The organism is Ruegeria sp. HKCCD7559 (assembly GCF_013110575.1).
Classification (GTDB): domain Bacteria; phylum Pseudomonadota; class Alphaproteobacteria; order Rhodobacterales; family Rhodobacteraceae; genus Ruegeria.
Genome location: NZ_WVQU01000003.1, coordinates 272,947 through 290,351, shown reverse-complemented (window position 1 = coordinate 290,351; position 17,405 = coordinate 272,947). Strand labels below are relative to the sequence as shown.

Genomic DNA, 17,405 nt, shown 5'->3' with positions numbered 1-17,405 from the left:
CCAAATCCCTTTATCTCAGGTCGGAACACGAAAACTCAGGAATGCTCAAATGTTTGATGCCACTCGTCCCGCTCATGCTCCTGCCGACCATCCCAAGGTCAAGATGGGCCGTGTTGGCATTTTGCTGGCCAATCTGGGCACCCCGGACGATTACACCTATTGGCCGATGCGTCGCTATCTGAACGAGTTTCTGTCGGATCAACGGGTCATCGACTATCCGAAATGGAAATGGCAACCGATTCTTCAGGCGATCATCCTCAGCAAACGGCCATTCAGTTCGGGAGAAGCCTACAAATCGATCTGGAATCACGAGAAGGGCGAAAGCCCGCTGATGACGATCACCAAGGACCAGACTGCCAAGCTGCGCGGCGCAATGCAGGATCGGTACGGGGATCAGGTGATGGTCGATTTCTGTATGCGCTACGGCAACCCCTCAACAAAGTCCAAAGTGCGCGAGATGGTTGCCGCGGGCTGTGACCGTGTTCTGTTCTTCCCGCTTTACCCACAATACGCGGGCGCAACCACAGCCACCGCCAATGACCAGTTCTTTCGTGCACTGATGGATGAGGCCTGGCAGCCCGCCACGCGAACCGTACCGGCCTATTTCGACCAACCGGCCTATATCGACGCCCTGGCGCGATCCGTTGAACGTGCTTATGCAGCGGCGGAGACAAAACCCGATATTCTGGTCTGCTCGTATCACGGGATGCCGGAACGGTATCTGCAACAGGGTGACCCCTATCATTGCCAGTGCGCCAAGACGACACGGCTGCTGAAGGAACGGCTGGGATGGTCAGACGATCAACTGGTTTCGACGTTCCAGTCGCGATTCGGCCCCGAGGAATGGCTGAAACCCTATACAGTGGATCATGTGGCGGATTTGGCCAGGCAGGGCAAAAAGAACATAGCAGTCATCGCACCGGCATTCTCGGCCGACTGCATCGAAACGCTGGAAGAGATCAACGAAGAGATCAAGGAAAGCTTCGAAGAAGCAGGCGGCGAAACCTTCACCTATATTCCATGCCTCAATGACGATGCGGCGCACATTGCTGCATTGGGCACGGTGATCGAAGAAAACTTGCGCGGCTGGCTGGACTGACCGGCACAGCCTTGTGAAAACAAAAAAGGCGGTGGATTGCTCCACCGCCTTTTTCATGAATTCCGTGTCGGATTAGCTTGCAGCAACAGCAGCAGCAACAACGACCAGCAGGATCAGCGGCAGCAGGATGCCCTGCGACGAACCCTGAGTTTCTTCTACAACAACAGGTGCTTCAACAACCGGCTCTTCCAGGTTACCAGCATAAGCGGTCGAAGCGGCAGCAGTCAGTGCAGCAGCGAGAACGAGTTTCTTCATATTAACCTCCAGAATTTGCGCAGTTCCAATGCCCGGAACCACACATCTAAGACTTACCTCGTGGTTTTTTCTAATCAGCATTGACGCTGGAATGCAATTGCAACTTGACCGCTAAGCGGGTTCCCACACGAAAATGTCGTCAAATTAGCAACACTTGCGTGCCGACCTTCGCCATCGAGAACAGCTCGGCAATGTCTTCGTTGAACAGACCGATACAGCCATTCGACGACCGACGTCCGATTTTTCGCGTATCGTGCGTTCCGTGAATGCGGTAATACTTCCAGCTCAGGTATAAAGCGTGTGTTCCCAGCGGGTTATCTGGCCCCGGAGGAATATAGTCCGGCCATTCCGGATTTCGTTTTTTCATCGACGGCGTCGGAGACCAGCTGGGCCCTTCGACCTTGCGGATTACGCTGGTACGCCCGCGCCGGGTGAGTTCTTCGGTCAGCGGAACCGACGACGGGTACAATTTGTACACCGCTTGATCATCCGACCAATAATGCAGCGCTCTTGAGACGGTATCGACCAGAATGGCGCCATTTCTGGTGTTCGAGAAATACGGTTGCCAATCCAATGCCCGGAACCCGGATACGTTGCGGCGAACCGCCGGTTCAGTCTCGGGTGCAGGGCGCAGCGGGTCGCCCGGGATATATTGCGCCAGTGCCGGGGTTGCCAGCGTCGCAGTGGCCCCTGCCAGAAATCCCCTGCGTGTGGGCGAATGAATACGCTTTTTGACCATGACAACGGGTCCTGTGTTTAGATGAGGTCTGAAATCTATGACATTCTATTGCCAGAATGCTTCAGTCGCAAATCAAACCGGCAGAATCATGCAAGTTAGGGCCATTGCGCGTTTGCTCAGAGCCTTCAGGCGCGCTATGCCCTGTAAAGACACAATAACCAGGTCGATCATGACGCGTATCGTTTCTTTACTCTTGATTTGCTTTGTCGCGCTGGCGGCATGTACAGACACCGGCACCACGACCATTGGTGCAGACGGTCGCCCGCTGCCCACGGTCTACAAAATTCGCGGCAACCCGGAAAAGTTGCAGTTCCGTATGGTTGATTCGGTCAATGCCCTGCGCCAGGCTCAGGGATTGCAGCCTGTCCAGCTGAACGCGCAGCTGAACGCAGCAGCGGCGACCCATTCCAAGGACATGGCCAGACAGAACCGGCCCTGGCACTTTGGGTCCGACGGTTCCTCGCCGATCGATCGGGCTGCACGGGTCGGATATTTCGGCACGTTCCTCGGTGAAGCCATTTCCGAGACATACGAAACCGAAACCGAAACCCTTGCCGCCTGGATGCAGGAACCCGGACCGCGCGCCGTGATCATGGACCCCAAGGCCACGCAGATGGGGTTCGCCTGGCATCAGGAAAAAGGCGGGAAAATCTGGTGGACGCTGGAAATGGGAACCGGCGGCTGACCCCGATCACCGTTAAAAAAAAGGCCCCCGAAATCCGGGGGCTTTTTTTTCTGATTACGCTGCTTGCATGGATTGCGCTTCAGTCAGGATAGCATAAAGCTTGACCGGATCAGGGTTCGCCCGAAGCTTGGTGCACACCGAGGTGTCCCTCAGCGTGCGTGACACAAGGGCCAGCGCCTTGAGATGATCGACGCCGGCCTCTTCCGGCGCAAAAAGTGCAAAGGCGATGTCCACGGGTTGACGATCAACCGATCCAAAGTCGATGGGCTTTTCCAGCATGACGAATACGCCCGAAACCGAATCCAGCTCGGGCAAACGCGCGTGCGGAAGCGCAACGCCATGCCCCACGCCGGTCGGGCCCAGGCTTTCCCGTTCGAGCAGACAGTCGACGACGGCCTGCGAGTCGAGCCCCAGATTGGCGGCTGCTACATCGCCTATTTCCTGAAACAACCGCTTCTTGCTGGAAGCGGCGGATAGTACACGTACTGCTTCGGGCTTTAGTATGCTCGAAAGCTCCATGATCACGCTCCATGGGCACCGCACCCGCCTCGGCGGGTGCCGCCCCGTATCCTTGCCTGTTAAGGATCAATCCAGCCGATATTACCGTCTTCGCGACGATACACGACGTTCAATCCATCCTTGTTCTCATTTCTGAACACCAGCACCGGGGCACCGGCAAGTTCCATTTGCATCACGGCTTCACCAACGCTCAAAGATGGGATTTTAGTTTCCATCTCAGCCACAATCATGGGCTGTAGCGATTCGGGTTCATCGGCCGTGTCCGATTCGTCAGAGGCGAGGATATAAGAGGACGCCCCAAAGAGTTCAACCGGCTCGGACCGATCCTTGTGGTGGTCCTTCAAACGACGTTTGTAGCGCCGCAGTTGTGTTTCCATTTTGTCGCAGCATGCCTCGAACGCCGCATAAATTTCGGTTGCATGCGCCTTGGCCTGAGCGGTCAGCCCGGTGGACAGGTGCACTGTTGTTTCGCATACATATTCATGCGCTGAACGGGAAAAGACGACGTTGGCGTCGGTAGGCCGCTGGGCATATTTGCCCACAACCTCGCCCAATTCGGTCTGCACGTGAGTCTGAAGCGCCGCACCGATGTCGATCTGTTTTCCGCTGATTTGGTAACGCATGTGATCTCCTTCACAATTCACACCCATTCTGACGTCACGTTACGCGACGAACTTGTTTTTATCGGGTGGGGGGTCGAGACACTTTCCGCGGTTGTCTTAACTCCAGCCCTTCAACGAAGGGACAACGATCTCCAGACTGGAACCGGGTAAATGCCATGGGACAATTGAGGCAAGAGACGACGGAAGAGTCAATCAAAACAGGTGTGTATATACGCGATTTCCGCCATGCATCCGACGCAGACCATAACAAGCCTATGAAATACGGAAGTTTTCGCCAAGATAGACACGGCGGACATTCTCGTTCTCGACGACTTCGTCAGGTGTGCCGGACATCAGAACCTGCCCGTCATGCAGGATATAGGCGCGGTCGACAATTTCCAGCGTTTCCCGCACGTTATGGTCGGTGATCAGAACACCGATCCCCCGTTTTTTAAGGTCGGCAACCAGATGCCGGATATCGCCGACGCTGATCGGATCAACACCCGCAAATGGTTCGTCCAGCAAAAGATATTTCGGGTCTGCGGCCAAACATCGCGCTATCTCAACGCGGCGGCGCTCACCGCCGGAAAGGGCAAGAGCAGGCGCGCGACGCAGATGTTCGATCGAGAAATCCGACAACAGCTCTTCCAGCCGTTCTTTCCGCCTGTGAGCATGAGGAACCGTGATATCCAGTACCGCGGCGATATTGTCCTCGACGCTCATGCCGCGAAAGATCGACATCTCCTGCGGCAGGTAACCGATGCCCATTCGCGCACGCCGGTACATCGGCAAAGTCGTAACATTCTGGCCGTCAATCGTGACTTTGCCGGCCTCTGGGAAAACAAGCCCCGCCACGGAATAAAAGGTCGTGGTCTTACCCGACCCGTTGGGTCCCAACAGGGCAACGACTTCGGACCGGTCCAGTGTCATCGAGACATCGCGGATCACCGTTTTCTTACGGTAGGATTTCCGCAGCTTCTCGATGCGCAGCCCGGAATTGCCTTCGGCCACTGACAGGTCGGGTCGCGCCATCAGTTGTTTCCCTGCTGAAGGATCGTCTTGACGCGCCCGGTCATGGTCGCTGTGCCCGTTGTCAGATTGGCGTTCATCTGGTCGCCGCTGATGATGCTGGGGCCTTGCGTCAGCAGGACATTGCCTTTCATCACGATCACACCGGAATCGATCGTGTATTCCGCCCAATCGCCCTCTGCCGCATCGGGCGGGCTGACCAGAACAACATTCTCGGTGGCTTCCATCCGTTCAATCGCCGAGCGTTCCTCGTTATAGATCACGAGAACCCGTTCAGCAGTCAGCCGCATTTCGCCCTGAATGACGACGACATTTCCGAGGAATTCGGCAGAACCGTCCTCCTGGTTGACGTTCAATGTTTCGGACGTGACCTCGACCGGAAGACTCGGGTCGGCATTTGCAGAACCAAAAGCCACCTGCGCCTCCTGCGCTGTCGCGGTTACGGCACCTGCAAACAGAGCAAGGCACAAAGGAACAAAACGAAAATCGAACACAGGTTATCTTTCTGCTTTTTCAGGCTCGTATACCAGCTTCACGCCGTCTGTAAAAACAATATGGACCGGTCCGTCCTTTTTTTCAGTGCCAAAGGTCATGCGTCCGGCGGAAAAATTGCCGATCGGCCCGGTTCCGTTCACCCGCCCCGGCGTGTCGCCCCGGATTTCGTCCAGCGACGTGTTGAGCAGGTCAGTCGTGACCTGAAGTCCGTCGGCAGTGGTAATCACGACGTCGCCGACAAAAGTTGCCGTGCCCTCATCGGGGCGGATCAAACCTGAATTGGAATCCAGAAATATCGTTCCACCGCTGAGAAGCCCCAGACGGCCCCGAAATTCGGATGCGGTCGGGGTTTCGTCTTCGCCGCCCTGCTTGGCCTGGATGGCTTCGATCTGGACATCTTCGCCTTTGCGGGTTGTCCCTCGATATTTCGGCTGTGTGACCACCTGTTGCGCCAATCGCTCGTCAATGTCTTTTTCGGCGAATGGCACCGATACGTTGGTTTCGATGCTGCGAGACAGCAGGAACACTGTGGACAGCATCAGAATGGCCGCAAGTGGCAACAGAACCTTCAGGAACTGTACCATGCGGGAATACCTGTCCAATTCGACCTCCCTCAGCCCAGACCGACGCGCAAGCAGTCGTGGATATGCAGAAGACCCAGCGCCTGCCCGGATGCAGCCTCGTCGACCACAAACAGCGAAGTGATCTTGCGATCATTCATGATCGCCACCGCCTCTTCGGCCAATGCGTCCGGTGTTATGGTGGTCGGATTGGCGGTCATGACCTGCTCGGTCGTTTTGTCCAGCAGACCGTCCATGTGTCGCCGCAAGTCACCGTCCGTAATGATGCCCGACAAATGCCCCTGCGCATCCGTTACACCGGCCACGCCGAAGCCCTTTTGGCTAATTTCGATCAGCGCGTCGCTCATCGCGGTGTTCGCCGCGACCAGAGGCAGGGCGTCGCCTGTATGCATCAGGTCGCGCACCGTACTCAGCCGCGCACCCAGTTTTCCGCCGGGGTGGAAGGCGCGAAAATCCTCGGGGCGGAAGTCGCGATACTTCATCAGCGCAATGGCCAGCGCATCGCCCATTGCAAGGGTCAGCGTCGTCGAGATCGAAGGCACCATGCCGAAACCGCAGGCCTCGCCCATCGACGGTATCAGCAGATGCACATCAGCCTGTTTCATCAACGTGCTTTCTGGCTTGCTGGATAGCCCGATCAGCGGAATGCCAAAGCGGCGCGTAAAGGCAAGCAGGTTGGCCAGCTCAGGCGCTTCGCCCGAATTCGAAATCGCCAGCACCACATCGCCTTTGGAAACCATGCCCAGATCTCCATGGCTGGCCTCGGCCGGGTGCACGAAATAGGCGGGCGTTCCGGTACTGGCCAGAGTGGCGGCAATCTTGTGGCCGATATGGCCCGATTTTCCGATGCCACTGATGATGATGCGCCCGGTGGCTTTCAGGATCAGATGCACGGCCTCGGCAAAATGCTCGTCAAGACTGTCGGCCAGCACATCCAGCGCGCGGGCCTCGTCAGTGACGACCTGGCGGGCGGTTCTCAGGAATGCTTCGGTGTCGGTCATGAGTGTGCAAAGATATCCGTTTCGGGCCAACCGGCGAGGTCCAGCTTCGCACGCATCGGCAAGAAATCAAAACAGGCCTGCGCCATCTCGGTCCGGCCCTCGCGCGCCAGCCGCTTGTTCAACTCGTCGCGCAGGCGGTGCAGATAAAGAACGTCCGAGGCCGCATAGTCCAGCTGAGCATCGGTCAGGGTTTCAGCGCCCCAGTCGCTCATCTGCTGTTGTTTCGAGATATCCACGCCGATCAGTTCCTGGCACAGGTTCTTCAGCCCGTGACGGTCGGTGTAGGTGCGCACCAGCCGGCTGGCGATCTTGGTGCAGTAAACCGGCGCGGCCAGGGCACCAAAGGTGTGATACATCGCGGCGATGTCGAACCGCCCGAAATGGAACAGCTTCAGGACATCGGGGTTTTCCAGCATGGCACTCAGGTTCGGGGCTACGGTCTGGCCCTTGTCCACCTGGATGATATGGCTGTTACCGTCGCCGCCTGACATTTGGATCACGCACAGGCGATCGCGATGCGGGTTCAGCCCCATGGTTTCACAGTCAATGGCCACAACCGGGCCCAGATCCAACCCATCCGGCAGATCGTTTTTGTACAAATGGTTCGCCACCCGACTATTCCTTTGTGCGATATCGCCTCCGAGATAGGCGGTTTAGTCCCCAAACTCAACGCCGTCCGAAAGTCGCGGGCCGTTCGATGCCGAATCCTTGACCATATCCCCATCGGGGGGATATGGATAAGTCATGTCAGACAACGCCCACCAGTCACATCCACAAATCACGGCCCGACTGAAGCGGGCCCATGGGCACCTCGCCAAGGTCATTGCCATGCTCGAGGAGCACGCCCCCTGTTCCGACATCGCCCAACAGTTGTTTGCAGTAGAGAAGGCCGTCACCAATGCCAAACGCGCATTGATTCATGATCATATCGAACACTGCCTGTCCGCTGACGACGATGGCGGCGGGATCGAAGACTTCAAAGCGATTACAAAGTACCTCTGAGCCATGCTGAGTATTCTGAAACACCGCACCTACCGCCACCTGTTCGCCGCCCAGATCGTCGCCCTGACCGGAACCGGGCTGGCCACGGTCGCCCTTGGGCTGCTCGCCTTTGATCTGGCCGGGAATGCTGCGGGCCTTGTCCTAGGCACGGCACTGACGATCAAGATGGTGGCTTACGTCACTGTTGCACCGCTCGCCGCTGCTTTTGCCGAGCGTCTGGATCGTCGCAAGATGTTGGTCGTGCTGGACCTGATCCGCGCTGCGGTTGCAGTGTGCCTGCCTTTCGTGACCGAAATCTGGCAAATCTACGTGCTGATCTTCGTGCTCCAATCGGCGTCGGCGGGCTTTACGCCCGCCTTTCAGGCCACGATCCCGGACGTTCTGCCAGACGAAGCTGAATACACGCGTGCCTTGTCGCTGTCACGCCTGGCCTACGATATGGAAAGCCTGCTGAGTCCCATGTTCGCCGCCGCATTGCTGCTGCTGGTCAGCTTCAACAGCCTGTTCTGGGGTACCGCGCTGGGTTTTGTCGCATCGGCAATGCTGGTTGTCTCGGTCGTGCTTCCGTCACCCAAGCCAAGCCGCCCCCGCGGCATCTATGACCGCACCACGCGCGGCATTCGTATCTATTTGAAAACACCCAGGTTGCGCGGACTGCTTGCGCTCAGCTGGAGCGCAGCAGCCCTGAGCTCGATGGTAATCGTGAACACTGTGGTCATCGTGCGCGCCAATCTGGGCCTGTCGGAAAGCGCGGTGGCCATTGCCCTGGCCGGGTTCGGGGGCGGGTCGATGCTTGCAGCCTTTACCTTGCCCCGCCTTCTGGATCGGATCGAGGACCGTCGGGTCATGGTCGCGGGCGCCGTATTCGCCACTGGCTCCATGGCCGTCGCTGCGATGTTGGCCGCAATTGCTCCTCTGTCGCTCGGGTTGCTGACCGCGTTGTGGGCATTCACCGGTTTCGGATATTCCACCACCCTGACACCTTCGGGCCGCCTTTTGACCCGGTCGGCCCACCCCGAGGATCGCCCCGCCGTCTTCGCCGCACAGTTTACCCTGTCGCATGGTTGCTGGCTGGTTCTTTACCCGCTGGCGGGGTGGTTGATGACCGTGTTCGGCCCGACCGTCACACTCAGCAGCATGGCGACGCTGTCCGTGGCGGGCGTCGTCGGTGCAATCGGCCTGTGGCCGCGCCTCGACCAGGAACCGATCACCCATGATCACCCCGACCTGCCGCCCGATCATCCGCATCTGGCCGGGTCAGGCCCGCACGCGCATCCGATCATCATCGACGATCTGCACCCACGCATCCCGCGCGAACCCTGAGCGGGCGCTTCGACCTGATCTCAACCCGGAATGACCATGAATCAGAGCCCCAATGGACCAGCTTGACCGTCGCATCATCGCCGCCCTGCAAGCCAACGCACGCGCCTCGACCACGCAGATTGCGACCACGCTGGGTGTGGCCCGGACAACCGTGCACGAGCGAATTAACCGGATGGAACAGCGCGGCCTGATCGAAGGATATTCCGTGCGCCTCGGGTCCACCGAAGACACGCCGAAAGTGCAGGTCATCGTCATGCTCGAAGTGCAGCAAAAGGAAACCAGCCGGATCATCAAGCGGCTCGAAGCCTACCCCGAAGTCAAACTGTGCCTGTCGATCAACGGAGAATTCGACCTTATGCTGTCGGCAGAGGCCCCAAGGCTGGAAGATCTGGACATTCTGGTCGATGACCTGGCGAAAATTCCCGGTGTCTTGCGCACCAATACCAGCGTTGTTTTCGGGCGCAGGATAGATCGAAACTGAAACGGCGATAACTCTCTGTAAACCGATCGTTGGCTAGCTTGGCCGGGAGAGATCAGAATCCCGGACCGGCAGAATGCCAAATCAGAAGTTCCCGCTGTTACTCATATTGGTGCATGTGCTTTTGGCGCAGGCAGGGTTTGCCATGCCAGATGCCAAAACCGGTGACCTCTGCGATCATGCCGCGCGCCGCGCCGCTTTGTCCGAAGGCGTGCCCCTGGACGTGCTGCGCGCCATCTCGCGCGTTGAAACCGGGCGCAGGCTGGAAGGCCGGTTGCAGCCTTGGCCCTGGACGATCAACGTCGGCGGTCAGGGATACTGGTTCAAGTCCGAGGTCGAAGCCAAGGCCTATGCGTTCAAAATCTTCAAATCGGGCGCCCGCAGCTTTGATGTCGGCTGTTTTCAGATCAATTATCGCTGGCACGGCAGAGCCTTCCGTTCGATCGACGCGATGTTCGATCCGGATGAGAACGCGACCTACGCCGCCCGGTTCCTGAATGAACTCCATGCCGAGCTTGGATCGTGGCCCGCAGCCGCGGGGGCTTATCATTCCCGCACGACACCCCTTGCCGAAGCTTACAAAGAGCGGTTTCAAAAGGTGCTGGCACAGCTTGAAGGGGCCCCCCGAACCCGGGTTGCGGGCACGTCTCGGGATCCGTTCACCGGAGCCGGACTCCCCTTGATCCCCATTCCGACGGCCTCGCCCCGCACCGGCGCGCTTGGGTCTCTGGTGCCGGCCGCAGGCGCCGCAACCGCGTTTATCGCCTTCAACTAGGAGTTTCGCGTGCCCAAGGTAAACATCCAGTCGCTGTTTTCGCCTACTGTCCTGCTGGCGATTGCGCTGATGACAGTCATCGTCATGATGATCCTGCCCATGCCAGCCTGGGTTCTGGACGTGGGGTTGGCGGCCTCCTTTGCCCTGGCCATCCTGATCTTCACCCTGACCCTGTTCATTGAACGCCCGCTGGACTTTTCGTCCTTCCCGACGATTCTGCTGGCGTCTTTGATGTTGCGCCTGTCGCTGAATGTGTCGTCGACGAAACTGATCATCGGGCAGGGGCACACCGGCCCGAATGCGGCAGGAGACGTGATCGAAGGTTTTGCCAGTTTCGTCATGGGCGGCAGTATTTTTCTTGGCCTGGTGGTGTTCGGCGTGCTGCTGATCGTGAATTTCATGGTCATCACCAAAGGCGCCGCCCGCATGGCCGAAGTCGGCGCGCGCTTTGCGTTGGACGGGATGCCCGGCAAACAACTTGCGATCGACAGCGACATGTCCGCCGGGGCAATCGATCATCAGCAGGCCAAGGAACGGCGAGAGCTGGAACAGCAGGAGACTACATTCTTCGGTTCGCTCGACGGTGCGTCGAAATTCGTGAAAGGTGACGCCGTCGCCGGGCTTCTGATCACGTTGCTGAACCTCGTCATGGGCCTGGTCATGGGCGTCGTCGTACATGGAATGCCCGTGGCCTCGGCGTTCGAAACCTATGCGATTCTGACCGTCGGCGATGGGTTGGTATCCCAAATTCCCGCCGTCATCATTTCCATAGCGTCTGCCCTGCTGCTGGCACGGGGCGGCACGCAAGGGGCCACAGACAACGCCATCTTTTCTCAACTTGGCCGCCACCCCGCAGCATTGTCGACTGTCGCGGTGCTCATGGTCCTGTTCGCTCTGGTGCCCGGTCTCCCTTTTCTGCCGTTCATCCTTGGCGCGGCCATTCTGGGATATGCGGCTTACAATGTTCACCGAAAGCAGCAAGATGCGGCGGCATCGGCAAACCTGCCCTCGACCGAAACCGAAGCGCCGTCATCCCAGGCTATCGGCGACATCCTGGACCTGGATGATGTCCATCTGGAGTTCGCCCCGGATCTGGTCAGCATGGTTCTGAACCCTGGCACGGGGCTGGACGCCCGTATTGCCAATATGCGGACCTATGTGGCGTCGACCTTTGGCCTGATCCTGCCCGAAATCCGCCTGACCGACCGCGCCGACCTGCCGACCGGAACGTATGTGATCAAGGTTCAGGGCGTCGAACAGGCACGCGGTGTCTTGCATCCCGATCTCATCCTGGCGCTCGTGCAGGACGGGTTTGACCTGCTGCCGGAGGGCAATGACGTGACCGAGCCGGTCTATGGTGCTCCGGCGCGCTGGATCCTGCCGAAAGATCAGGAGGACGCCGCGCTGAGCGGCGCCACCATAGTCTCACCGCCTGAGATTCTTGCCACCCATCTGCTGGAGATCATCAAACAGAACTTCTCGCGCCTGCTGACACTGAAATCCCTCCGGCGCCTGCTGTCGGAAATGACCCGCCTGAGCGACCCGGTACGCGCCGAAGCCAACCGCAAGCTGCTGGATGAACTGATCCCCGACAAAGTGCCGATCGACACGTTGCACGCTGTTCTGCGCCTGTTGCTCGACGAACGTGTGTCGATCCGCAACATGGCGCTGATCCTTGAAAGTGTCGCCGAGGCGCGGCTGACCACAACCCAGCCCGAAGGCATCTGTGAACTGGTGCGTCAGCGTCTTGGCTTTCAGCTGGTCGCGGACATGAAGCGCGAGGATGGTTCGATCCCTCTGATACAGTTGGCCCCGGAATGGGAGGACACATTCGCCTCTTACCAGATCGACGCCCCAAATACCGGCATGGATGTCGCGCTGCCCCCAAACGTGTTCAACAAACTGGCCGACGGAGTTGTGAGCACCATCGCCAATTCCGCTGACAACGGTCTGTTTCCGGCCGTCGTGACCTCGACCCGGCGCCGTCGGTTGCTGCGCACAGTCATGCAGGCACGCGGCGTGTCCAACCCGGTGTTGTCCTTCGAAGAAATCGGGCTGGAAGCCAAACCTGCCTTGGTCGGAACTGTTGCAGCGTGATTGCCCTGCCGCCAGAAATGCTGTCGCAGCTGGCCGAAGTAATCTGGCAGGCCTTTGTCGTGTTTCTGCGCGTCTCCGCTCTTGTTTCGCTGCTTCCAGCTTTCGGTGAGCGCAGTATTCCGACACGGGTAAAGCTTGGTGCTTCCGTTGCTTTCACGCTGATCATACTGCCCGCTGCGCCCCCCGTCAGAATTGATCCCAGCCTTTGGGCGACCGTGCAACTGGTCGGCACCGAAGTCCTGATCGGGCTTGTCCTGGGGATAGGCCTGCGCCTGTTCGTTCTCGCGCTGCAAACCGCGGGATCTATTGCGGCTCAGTCCACGTCATTGTCGCAACTGTTGGGTGGCGCGGCGGCCGATCCGGTCCCCGCCATGGGATACCTGCTGACCCTGGCAGGGCTGACACTTGCCGTAATCATGGACCTGCACATCCGGGTCGCGCAGTTCCTGATCCAGAGTTATGGCCTGTTCCCAATAGGGCTGGCACCCGGTGCCGCGGATGCGTCGCGCTGGGGATTGCATCAGGTCGCCAACAGCTTTGGGCTGGCTTTTGCACTGGCAACGCCGTTCGTCATTGCCTCTCTGATTTACAACCTGGCACTTGGGGTCATCAACCGGGCAATGCCCCAGCTGATGGTGGCCTTCGTGGGTGCTCCTGCAATTACCTTCGCCGGACTGTTTCTGCTGTTCGCAGGCACACCGCTGATCCTGTCCGTGTGGGCGGACGCGCTGGTCGCCTTCTTCACCAACCCGATGGGAGCGCAAAGATGAGCGCAGGTGATGACGACAGCGACAAGTCATACGAGCCGACACCGCAAAAGCTGCTGAAGGCGCGCGAGAAGGGTGAGGTTCCAAAATCCAACGACTTGTCGGTCGTGGCGGCATATACCGGGTTTCTGATCGCCCTGCTTACAGTCGGTCAATACAGCGTCGAGCATATGGGCACCGGGTTCATGGTTCTGATCGATCAGTCCGACGCTTTTGCACGGCTTCTGACGGATGGGCCATCGCATGCTCCGGTTGCAGGGGTTTTGAAAAGTGCCCTGCTGCCTGTTGCTTTGCTGTTCTGCCTTCCTGCCGCGGCTGTTCTGCTGAACTTGATCGCCCAGCGCGCGCTGATCTTTGCCCCAAGCAAATTGAAACCAAAACTTTCGCGTATCTCTCTGATTTCGAACGCAAAGAACAAGTTCGGGCGGGGCGGCCTGTTCGAGTTTGCCAAAAGCACCACCAAACTGTTGATCTACAGCACCTGCCTTGCGCTTTTTCTGAAAGCCAATCTAACCGAAATTTTGTCTGCCAGCGCGGCGCCGGCAAAGTCATCCATTCTGCTGATGATGAACCTGCTGTTTCGCTTTCTGTTCATCGTGATCGCTATCGCACTGGCCATCGGGGTTGTCGATTTCCTTTGGCAATATGCCGAACACATGCGCAAGAACCGTATGTCGCGCAAGGAGATCATGGATGAAACCAAGGATGCCGAGGGCGACCCTCATGTCAAACAACACCGGCGCCAGCGCGCACAGGAAATCGCAACCAACCAAATATTGGCAGGTGTTCCAGGCGCGGATGTCGTGATCGTAAACCCCACCCATTATGCTGTGGCGCTTAAATGGACACGGGTTGCGGGCAGCGCCCCGGTTTGCGTTGCCAAAGGGGTGGACGAAATCGCCGCCACCATCCGATCCGCCGCAGGAGAAGCAGGCGTTCCGATCCATTCAGACCCTCCCACAGCTCGCGCCCTTCACGCGACCGTGGACATAGGTCAGGAGATCGCCGAAGAGCATTATCGTCCTGTTGCCGCCGCGATCCGGTTTGCCGAAGCGATGCAAAAACGCGCGAAGGAGCAAGTTCGATGACTCATACGCAATTACCCGATCTGGAAAAAGTGACCAACGCAGCGTTTCAGAAGCAATTTCAAGCGCTGCGACCGATCTTGGAGGCCGAGGCACGGATCAAGCAGCAACTTGCCAGATTGGACGGTCAACTCCGTCAGGCGCGCCAGGACAGCACCAAGGTCGAAGGCTATCAGGTTTCAGGGACCGACGTTCTCTGGAATAGTTGGGAGTCCGCGACCCGGAGACAATTGAACCTGCAACTGGCACGAACGCGCGCGCAGAAACTGGCCGGAATGGAAGCTTTACGTGCTGCCTTTGGGCGAAAACAAGCGGTGGAAACATTGCGGAAGGAAGTTCAGCAGGCAAACCGAAAAGCAAAAACCAGAAAACACTTCGGGCCATAGCTTGACCGACCCGGAGTATCGGGCCGATTAGTGTCAGCTATCTTGTCGGTTTACACTCAGGATCAGCACTTTGGACACGTCGTCGCCAAATTCTTTGCGCGCCACTTCCAACAAGGAATTCCGCAATACATCCAGGTTCCCGGATTCTGTAAAAGCCCCGTCAAAACCACCCGTGTTTGCATGGTCAAAAAGAACCTGAAGAAATCCATCCCTGAGTTTAGGTTCGATTGCATAATAGGTTTCTGTAATGGCTGGATTCGCCTCAAGGCTCAGCGACAGCGTTACCATGGCTTCGATCTGGTCATCTTTTACAACGGGGACGACAAATTGTTTGGTCATTTTCAGATAACCAAAGCTCTCCCCCTCGCCTTTTTCCTTTGATTTCCCTGTTTTTTTGCCGGCCGCCTTGTCCTCTTTGACTGCTTCTTTTTCGGCAACGGCAGTTTCAGGTTTCTTTGCAGGTGCAAGAACCAGACCCGCGCCAATACCCGCGCCGAGTCCAACAATCAAAAGAATCACGGGCATCAATTTCGCGACCACGATCTCACCTCAGAACGGCAATAGGGAATCAAGAACTTGCTGACCATAGCGGGGTTGCTGGACATCCGTTATCTGCCCTCTGCCGCCATATGACACGCGCGCTGACGCGATTTTGTCATAGGTTATTTCGTTTTGCCGCGAGATGTCCTGCGGGCGGACATATCCCGTCACAAGAAGCTCTCGCAGTTCGAAGTTGACCCGCAACTCTTGGGATCCCGATATTGAAAGAACTCCGTTCGGCAACACATCCAGCACTGTTGCGGCAACACGCAGAGTCAGTTTTTCGTTTCTCCTGACGGATCCCCGGCCAGAGCTCGAGGAATCCGCCTCAATCGAAACGGCTTCATCCAGTGACGCGCCCTGGGGCAGGTTCTTTTGCACGCGCTGAGGCAGGCCGAAGAGGCTGGGTACTTCGAGATTCTCGGAACCAGATCTGGATCGTCTGGTGTTGTTCGAAATTTCTGCCTTCTCGTCCAGCTCGATGACAACGGTCAGGATGTCGCCTTTCTTGATCGCCCGCTGGTCGCCCAGCAATGAATGCTGCCCGCCGCTCCACAAAGAGGATCGGTCGACGTTTCGCTGGGGTTGGGTGTGCAATGGCAAACCCGGCCACAACATTGCAACCTGTTCCGGGGAATCCTCGTTGGGTGTGAAACTTGGCGGTTTGCCCAAATGATCCATTCGACCACATGCGGACAAGGCAAAAGCCGTCAGGATAAGGGTTTTTGGCAATCCGTGCATCACTGTACCTCGATTTGACCGTCCAGACGGATTCGGCCTGTTACGGTTGTTCGGGATGAAAGGTTCATGACCCGAATGCGATCCCCCGCCGCGCCGCGCCCCAAGGCCCGGCCCTCTGTGGTGATCGACAAGGGTTGGCTACTGAACACCAGCACGACCAGATCGTTTCGATCCACGATGGCAGGTGGCCCGACATCAGAGCCGCGAATTGGCCGACCGGGGTAGAGCGCCACCCGGGCCTCTTGTCCGATCAGAAGATCAGGGTCTGAAATTGCATCGGCAACATCTGTTGGCTTTAGCTCGAGATCGGCCGCAGAAATGACTTCCTTGGCCCGTATCGTGCGTGTCGGCACCACAATGTCAGCCTGTGCGGCAATTGGCGCCAGCAGCACCAGAGAAAGAACCAGATGTCGCATCACCGTACCTGCGTTGTCGCGCTCATCATCTGGTCCACCGCCGTGATGACTTTGGCATTCATCTCATAGCCGCGTTGCGCTTCGATCAGCTCGGTAACTTCGCGAACGGCGTCAACCGAACTGTCTTCCAGATAACCCTGCCGCAAAGTTCCCAGACCGTCTTCGCCCGGCGTACCTAGTACCGGAGCGCCGGAAGCTTCGGTTTCCTTGAACAGATTGCTTCCGACGGCTTCCAGGCCCTTTGCGTTCGAAAAACTGGCCAGCGTAAACTCCCCAAGCAACTGACCTTCGGGGGAATCGTCAAAATATGCATAGACCTCGCCCGACGCATTGATCGAAACAGAACGCGCATCGTCGGGGATGGTGATTTCCGGCGAAACCGCAAACCCCTCAGAGGTGACGATCAGACCTTCTGCCGACCGCTTCAAACTGCCGTCGCGCGTATAAGCGGCCTGACCGCTGGGCAAGGTCACCTCCAGATATCCGCGACCTTCGATTGCAACATCCAGATCGCTCCCGGTGGCTGACAAGGCGCCTTGTTCCAATTGCACTGTTACCGCTGCCGGTCGCACACCCAGACCCAGTTGAATACCCGTGGGCAGAACCGTTCCGTCCGACGCGTTCACGGTGCCGGCCCGCGCCATCTGCTGATAATGCAGGTCGGCGAATTCGGCCCGTCGGGCGTTGTAGCCGGTGGTGTTCATATTCGCGAGGTTGTTCGAGATCGTCTCGACCCGCATCTGTTGCGCTGTCATCCCGGTGGCGGCAATTTTAAGGGCCCGCATGTCTA

General features: G+C 58.0%; 23 protein-coding genes. 10 read left to right on the top strand and 13 right to left on the bottom strand.

What is annotated here, in order from left to right:
- The first annotated feature begins 49 nt into the window (after nt 1-49).
- Entirely contained in the window at nt 50-1,099 is a 1,050-nt protein-coding gene (gene hemH / locus GS605_RS11955) for a ferrochelatase (protein ID WP_171724123.1), read from the top strand.
- Nucleotides 1,100-1,171: 72 nt separating this feature from the next.
- Here hemH and GS605_RS11950 read toward each other — a convergent pair whose 3' ends face one another.
- A complete protein-coding gene (locus GS605_RS11950) occupies nt 1,172-1,354 on the bottom strand; it encodes a hypothetical protein (RefSeq protein ID WP_117870963.1) in 183 nt (60 codons plus the stop codon).
- A gap of 139 nt (nt 1,355-1,493) precedes the next feature.
- A complete protein-coding gene (locus GS605_RS11945; protein WP_171635671.1) occupies nt 1,494-2,093 on the bottom strand; it encodes a L,D-transpeptidase in 600 nt (199 codons plus the stop codon).
- 169 nt (nt 2,094-2,262) lie between these two features.
- Here GS605_RS11945 and GS605_RS11940 point away from each other — a divergent pair, with 169 nt between their 5' ends.
- Complete coding sequence (locus GS605_RS11940) at nt 2,263-2,778, top strand: CAP domain-containing protein (RefSeq protein ID WP_171120163.1); 516 nt, start codon at nt 2,263-2,265, stop codon at nt 2,776-2,778.
- Nucleotides 2,779-2,832: 54 nt separating this feature from the next.
- On the opposite strand, the gene ptsN is transcribed toward GS605_RS11940, so the two are convergent.
- The 7 genes from ptsN to GS605_RS11905 form a co-directional block, all read right to left on the bottom strand.
- Nucleotides 2,833-3,297 carry a PTS IIA-like nitrogen regulatory protein PtsN gene (gene ptsN / locus GS605_RS11935; RefSeq protein WP_117872900.1) on the bottom strand — a complete coding sequence of 155 codons (465 nt, stop codon included), beginning with the start codon at nt 3,295-3,297 and terminating at the stop codon, nt 2,833-2,835.
- Between the two features lie 59 nt (nt 3,298-3,356).
- The gene (hpf, locus tag GS605_RS11930; RefSeq protein ID WP_117870967.1) at nt 3,357-3,920 is read right to left on the bottom strand and encodes a ribosome hibernation-promoting factor, HPF/YfiA family; all 564 of its coding nucleotides are present in this window, start codon (nt 3,918-3,920) and stop codon (nt 3,357-3,359) included.
- 252 nt (nt 3,921-4,172) lie between these two features.
- Nucleotides 4,173-4,931 carry an LPS export ABC transporter ATP-binding protein gene (lptB, locus tag GS605_RS11925; RefSeq protein WP_152459766.1) on the bottom strand — a complete coding sequence of 253 codons (759 nt, stop codon included), beginning with the start codon at nt 4,929-4,931 and terminating at the stop codon, nt 4,173-4,175.
- Complete coding sequence (locus GS605_RS11920) at nt 4,931-5,422, bottom strand: LptA/OstA family protein (protein ID WP_371732247.1); 492 nt, start codon at nt 5,420-5,422, stop codon at nt 4,931-4,933. The genes lptB and GS605_RS11920 overlap by 1 nt, the downstream gene beginning before the upstream one ends.
- A 3-nt stretch (nt 5,423-5,425) precedes the next feature.
- Nucleotides 5,426-6,007 carry an LPS export ABC transporter periplasmic protein LptC gene (gene lptC / locus GS605_RS11915; protein WP_245218082.1) on the bottom strand — a complete coding sequence of 194 codons (582 nt, stop codon included), beginning with the start codon at nt 6,005-6,007 and terminating at the stop codon, nt 5,426-5,428.
- 29 nt (nt 6,008-6,036) lie between these two features.
- Nucleotides 6,037-7,005: an SIS domain-containing protein gene (locus tag GS605_RS11910; protein WP_171724122.1), complete on the bottom strand. Its 969-nt coding sequence runs from the start codon at nt 7,003-7,005 to the stop codon at nt 6,037-6,039.
- Complete coding sequence (locus GS605_RS11905) at nt 7,002-7,616, bottom strand: ribonuclease D (protein ID WP_171635664.1); 615 nt, start codon at nt 7,614-7,616, stop codon at nt 7,002-7,004. Before GS605_RS11905 ends, GS605_RS11910 begins: the two co-directional genes overlap by 4 nt.
- A gap of 133 nt (nt 7,617-7,749) precedes the next feature.
- Here GS605_RS11905 and GS605_RS11900 point away from each other — a divergent pair, with 133 nt between their 5' ends.
- From GS605_RS11900 to GS605_RS11865, 8 genes are all read left to right on the top strand, one after another.
- Nucleotides 7,750-8,007 (top strand): metal-sensing transcriptional repressor, encoded by a 258-nt coding sequence (locus GS605_RS11900; protein WP_171635661.1) that lies wholly within the window; start codon nt 7,750-7,752, stop codon nt 8,005-8,007.
- Nucleotides 8,008-8,010: 3 nt separating this feature from the next.
- Nucleotides 8,011-9,330: an MFS transporter gene (locus GS605_RS11895; protein ID WP_171724121.1), complete on the top strand. Its 1,320-nt coding sequence runs from the start codon at nt 8,011-8,013 to the stop codon at nt 9,328-9,330.
- A 52-nt stretch (nt 9,331-9,382) separates the two neighbouring features.
- Nucleotides 9,383-9,811 carry an Lrp/AsnC family transcriptional regulator gene (locus GS605_RS11890; protein ID WP_152459759.1) on the top strand — a complete coding sequence of 143 codons (429 nt, stop codon included), beginning with the start codon at nt 9,383-9,385 and terminating at the stop codon, nt 9,809-9,811.
- 73 nt (nt 9,812-9,884) lie between these two features.
- A complete protein-coding gene (locus GS605_RS11885; protein ID WP_371807755.1) occupies nt 9,885-10,583 on the top strand; it encodes a transglycosylase SLT domain-containing protein in 699 nt (232 codons plus the stop codon).
- Nucleotides 10,584-10,652: 69 nt separating this feature from the next.
- Complete coding sequence (gene flhA, locus GS605_RS11880) at nt 10,653-12,680, top strand: flagellar biosynthesis protein FlhA (RefSeq protein WP_216600177.1); 2,028 nt, start codon at nt 10,653-10,655, stop codon at nt 12,678-12,680.
- On the top strand, nt 12,677-13,450 hold the full coding sequence (locus GS605_RS11875; protein WP_371807754.1) for a flagellar biosynthetic protein FliR: 774 nt from the start codon (nt 12,677-12,679) through the stop codon (nt 13,448-13,450). The genes flhA and GS605_RS11875 overlap by 4 nt, the downstream gene beginning before the upstream one ends.
- On the top strand, nt 13,447-14,535 hold the full coding sequence (gene flhB / locus GS605_RS11870) for a flagellar type III secretion system protein FlhB (RefSeq protein WP_171724119.1): 1,089 nt from the start codon (nt 13,447-13,449) through the stop codon (nt 14,533-14,535). Before GS605_RS11875 ends, flhB begins: the two co-directional genes overlap by 4 nt.
- Nucleotides 14,532-14,918, top strand: a complete 387-nt coding sequence (locus GS605_RS11865; protein WP_171635652.1) for a hypothetical protein — start codon at nt 14,532-14,534, stop codon at nt 14,916-14,918. Before flhB ends, GS605_RS11865 begins: the two co-directional genes overlap by 4 nt.
- Before the next feature lie 33 nt (nt 14,919-14,951).
- On the opposite strand, the gene GS605_RS11860 is transcribed toward GS605_RS11865, so the two are convergent.
- The 4 genes from GS605_RS11860 to flgG are packed head-to-tail and all read right to left on the bottom strand — an operon-like array spanning nt 14,952 to nt 17,400.
- Nucleotides 14,952-15,458, bottom strand: a complete 507-nt coding sequence (locus GS605_RS11860; protein WP_171724118.1) for a flagellar basal body-associated protein FliL — start codon at nt 15,456-15,458, stop codon at nt 14,952-14,954.
- A gap of 9 nt (nt 15,459-15,467) precedes the next feature.
- Entirely contained in the window at nt 15,468-16,199 is a 732-nt protein-coding gene (gene flgH, locus GS605_RS11855; protein ID WP_171635648.1) for a flagellar basal body L-ring protein FlgH, read from the bottom strand.
- Nucleotides 16,199-16,615 (bottom strand): flagellar basal body P-ring formation chaperone FlgA, encoded by a 417-nt coding sequence (flgA, locus tag GS605_RS11850; protein ID WP_171724117.1) that lies wholly within the window; start codon nt 16,613-16,615, stop codon nt 16,199-16,201. The genes flgH and flgA overlap by 1 nt, the downstream gene beginning before the upstream one ends.
- Nucleotides 16,615-17,400 (bottom strand): flagellar basal-body rod protein FlgG, encoded by a 786-nt coding sequence (flgG, locus tag GS605_RS11845; protein ID WP_171724116.1) that lies wholly within the window; start codon nt 17,398-17,400, stop codon nt 16,615-16,617. The genes flgA and flgG overlap by 1 nt, the downstream gene beginning before the upstream one ends.
- Nucleotides 17,401-17,405 lie beyond the last annotated feature (5 nt).

Excerpts from the sequence above, each read along its gene's own strand:
- GS605_RS11940 (WP_171120163.1), top strand. The coding sequence starts at position 2,263 with ATGACGCGTATCGTTTCTTTACTCTTGATTTGCTTTGTCGCGCTGGCG.
- flhB (WP_171724119.1), top strand. The coding sequence starts at position 13,447 with ATGAGCGCAGGTGATGACGACAGCGACAAGTCATACGAGCCGACACCG.
- hpf (WP_117870967.1), bottom strand. The coding sequence starts at position 3,920 with ATGCGTTACCAAATCAGCGGAAAACAGATCGACATCGGTGCGGCGCTT.
- flgA (WP_171724117.1), bottom strand. The coding sequence starts at position 16,615 with ATGCGACATCTGGTTCTTTCTCTGGTGCTGCTGGCGCCAATTGCCGCA.
- GS605_RS11885 (WP_371807755.1), top strand. The coding sequence starts at position 9,885 with ATGCCAAATCAGAAGTTCCCGCTGTTACTCATATTGGTGCATGTGCTT.
- lptB (WP_152459766.1), bottom strand. The coding sequence starts at position 4,931 with ATGGCGCGACCCGACCTGTCAGTGGCCGAAGGCAATTCCGGGCTGCGC.
- flgH (WP_171635648.1), bottom strand. The coding sequence starts at position 16,199 with ATGCACGGATTGCCAAAAACCCTTATCCTGACGGCTTTTGCCTTGTCC.
- GS605_RS11895 (WP_171724121.1), top strand. The coding sequence starts at position 8,011 with ATGCTGAGTATTCTGAAACACCGCACCTACCGCCACCTGTTCGCCGCC.
- GS605_RS11950 (WP_117870963.1), bottom strand. The coding sequence starts at position 1,354 with ATGAAGAAACTCGTTCTCGCTGCTGCACTGACTGCTGCCGCTTCGACC.
- flhA (WP_216600177.1), top strand. The coding sequence starts at position 10,653 with ATGACAGTCATCGTCATGATGATCCTGCCCATGCCAGCCTGGGTTCTG.
- GS605_RS11865 (WP_171635652.1), top strand. The coding sequence starts at position 14,532 with ATGACTCATACGCAATTACCCGATCTGGAAAAAGTGACCAACGCAGCG.
- ptsN (WP_117872900.1), bottom strand. The coding sequence starts at position 3,297 with ATGGAGCTTTCGAGCATACTAAAGCCCGAAGCAGTACGTGTACTATCC.
- flgG (WP_171724116.1), bottom strand. The coding sequence starts at position 17,400 with ATGCGGGCCCTTAAAATTGCCGCCACCGGGATGACAGCGCAACAGATG.
- hemH (WP_171724123.1), top strand. The coding sequence starts at position 50 with ATGTTTGATGCCACTCGTCCCGCTCATGCTCCTGCCGACCATCCCAAG.
- GS605_RS11900 (WP_171635661.1), top strand. The coding sequence starts at position 7,750 with ATGTCAGACAACGCCCACCAGTCACATCCACAAATCACGGCCCGACTG.
- GS605_RS11890 (WP_152459759.1), top strand. The coding sequence starts at position 9,383 with ATGGACCAGCTTGACCGTCGCATCATCGCCGCCCTGCAAGCCAACGCA.
- GS605_RS11910 (WP_171724122.1), bottom strand. The coding sequence starts at position 7,005 with ATGACCGACACCGAAGCATTCCTGAGAACCGCCCGCCAGGTCGTCACT.
- lptC (WP_245218082.1), bottom strand. The coding sequence starts at position 6,007 with ATGGTACAGTTCCTGAAGGTTCTGTTGCCACTTGCGGCCATTCTGATG.
- GS605_RS11945 (WP_171635671.1), bottom strand. The coding sequence starts at position 2,093 with ATGGTCAAAAAGCGTATTCATTCGCCCACACGCAGGGGATTTCTGGCA.